Below are 2205 nucleotides of genomic sequence, written 5' to 3' on the forward strand. Positions count from 1 at the left end.
GGTCGGCGGTGAGCTGGGCGGCGATCGCGGGCGCGCCGAGCCGGGCGCGGCGGTTCGGGGCGAACTTGGCGACCCGCCGCAGCGGCACCGGCACCTCGTCGGCGGGCAGGCCGGGCAGCACGGCCGCGGTGAGCGTCACGATCCGCTGCCGGACCGGTTCGGGCAGGGTGGGCTCGGGCTCGACCGGGGTCGGCGCGTCCTCACCGGCGCCGGGCACGCCGAGGACCGGCTCCTCCGCGGAGGAGTGGTCGTCGTGCGGCTCGGTGAGGGGCATGAGGCAAGTCTCCCACCCCGAACGGGCCCACCGCCCGGTGAGTGAGCCGATCTCTCATCGTACCCCCGTGGTATCTCCTGGGGCCGCAGTGACGCAAGTGTCGGACCGTGCCGCTAGCGTCCCGCGGGTGACACGAGCGGAGTACGTCCAGGAGTCGCTGGCCGGCCTGGACACTGCGGCGGGCAGCGGCGTGGACCCGGCGCTGCCGCTCTACGCGACTACCTTCGTGGTGGTCGACCTGGAGACCACGGGCGGCGCGCCCGACGGCGGCGGGATCACCGAGATCGGCGCGGTGAAGGTGCGCGGCGGCGAGGAGCTGGGCGTGCTCGCCACGCTGGTCAACCCGGGCGTGCCGATCCCGCCGTTCATCACCGTGCTCACCGGCATCACGCAGGCCATGCTGCTGCCCGCCCCGCCGATCGAGCAGGTGCTGCCGAGCTTCCTGGAGTTCGTCGGCGACGCCGTGCTGGTCGCCCACAACGCGCCGTACGACGTGGGGTTCCTCAAGGCGGCCTGCGCGAAGCACGGCTACCGCTGGCCCAACCCGCGGGTGCTGGACACGGCCGCGCTGGCCCGGCGGGTGCTGACCCGCGACGAGGTGCCCAACCGCAAGCTGGGCACGCTCGCCGCCTACTTCCGCACCGCGACCCAGCCCACCCACCGGGCGCTGGACGACGCCAAGGCCACCGTCGACGTGCTGCACGGGCTGATCGGCCGGCTCGGCGGGCACCGCGTCGACACGGTCGGCGAGGCGATCGAGTTCGCCCGCGCGGTCACACCCACCCAGCGCCGCAAGCGGCACCTCGCCGACGGGCTGCCGAAGGTGCCGGGCGTCTACATCTTCCGGGCCGCCGACGACCGGCCGCTCTACGTCGGCACGTCCGGCGACATCGCCACCCGGGTACGCAGCTACTTCACCGCCGCGGAGAAGCGGGCCCGGATCTCCGAGATGCTCGCCGCCGCCGAGCGGGTGGAGGCGGTCGAGTGCGCCCACTCACTGGAGGCGGAGGTCCGCGAGCTGCGGCTGATCGCGGCGCACGCGCCGCCGTACAACCGCAGGTCGAAGTATCCGGAGCGCCAGGTGTGGCTGAAGCTCACCGACGAGGCGTACCCCCGGTTGTCGATCGTGCGCGACATCGCGCCCACCGACACGGCCTACCTGGGGCCGTTCCGGTCCCGGCAGGCGGCGGAGCTGGCCGCCGCCGGCTTCCACGACGCGGTGCCGCTGCGGCAGTGCACGCACCGGCTGTCCCGGCGCACCACCATGCCGGCCTGCGCGCTGGCCGAGCTGGGTCGCTGCCCGGCGCCGTGCGAGCACCGGATCACCCCCGAGGAGTACGACGACCGGGCGGCGACGCCGTTCCGCACCGCCACCAGCGACGATCCCGGTGTGGTGGTGGACGCGCTGCTCGCCCGCATCGAGGTGCTGTCGGCCGCCCAGCGCTACGAGGAGGCGGCTGTGGTGCGCGGGCGGCTGGTCGCGGTGCTGCGCGCGGCGGTCCGGATGCAGCGGCTGGCCGCGCTGACCGGCATCGCCGAGCTGGCCGCCGCCCGGCCGGCAACCCGGGGCGGCTGGGAGCTGGCGCTGGTGCGGCACGGGCGGCTGGCGGGGGCCGGGGTGTCCCCGCCGGGTGTCCATCCGCGACCGACGATCGACGCGATCCGGGCCACCGCCGAGACGGTGCTGCCCGGGCACGGGCCGGTGCCGGCCGCGACCGCCGAGGAGACCGAACGGATCCTGTCCTGGTTGGAGCGATCGGAGACCCGCCTGGTCGAGGCGAGCGCCGGATGGGCCTCGCCGGTGGCCGGCGCGGGGCGTTTCCGCGACCTCCTGACGAAGGCGGAGAGCGGCGGAACCCACAAAGTCTCGACCGAACGCTCATGACCAACTGACCGATCGGACTACCTCGACTCCCTTAGTCTGTTAAAGG

Annotated in this window: 1 protein-coding gene and 1 pseudogene; one reads left to right on the plus strand and one right to left on the minus strand. The window is 74.6% G+C overall.

Annotated features, from left to right (window positions below):
* A pseudogene (locus tag KBX39_RS29430) lies at positions 1 to 274 on the minus strand (hypothetical protein); the annotation flags it as partial.
* 127 nt (positions 275 to 401) lie between these two features.
* Between KBX39_RS29430 and KBX39_RS29435 the strand changes: the two are divergent.
* Complete coding sequence (locus tag KBX39_RS29435) at positions 402 to 2159, plus strand: DEDD exonuclease domain-containing protein (protein WP_210873655.1); 1758 nt, start codon at positions 402 to 404, stop codon at positions 2157 to 2159.
* The last annotated feature ends 46 nt before the right edge of the window (positions 2160 to 2205 follow it).

It is taken from the genome of Micromonospora sp. D75 (genome assembly GCF_018070405.1).
Lineage (GTDB): Bacteria > Actinomycetota > Actinomycetes > Mycobacteriales > Micromonosporaceae > Micromonospora > Micromonospora chalcea.